1 protein-coding gene is annotated in these 437 nt (G+C 67.7%); it reads right to left on the bottom strand.

Annotated features, from left to right (window positions below):
• The coding region (locus CS062_RS25455; RefSeq protein WP_143742560.1) for a hypothetical protein at positions 1–437 on the bottom strand (437 nt) is incomplete at both ends.

Genomic DNA, 437 nt, shown 5'->3' with positions numbered 1-437 from the left:
GCGGGCCACGGTGTGCTCGGGGTCGAACTGCACGAACGCACGCGCATCGGCCTCGCTGGACACCACGAACGTGAAGTCCTTGTCCAGGAACACACTCACCAGCAGCGGCGACGCGTGATCGGGGTCGATCGCGCCGTCGTCGACGAACTCGCGGATACCGCAGCGCTCCACGACCGCGTCGTGATAGCGCTCCACGATCTCGCACTCGGGCACCAGTTCACCGGTCTCGGTGTCGTACCAGCCGGCCTTGGGATCGTCCTCCCACTTGACCATGCCGGTCGTCCACGCGAGTTCGAGCACGCCGGCCGCCGACAACTCGCCGGAGACCTCCATCGCGAAGCGCGTGCGCGACGAACCGTACGGGCCGAGTTCGGCACCACCGACGATGACGACCAGATCGGCCGGGTCGACGTCGAGGTCGTCCCATTCCGGAGCCG

Source organism: Roseateles chitinivorans (assembly GCF_002761755.1).
Taxonomy (GTDB): domain Bacteria; phylum Pseudomonadota; class Gammaproteobacteria; order Burkholderiales; family Burkholderiaceae_C; genus Roseateles; species Roseateles chitinivorans.
The sequence above is the reverse complement of the archived record's forward strand: the minus strand, read 5'-3'. Positions and strand labels throughout refer to the sequence as shown.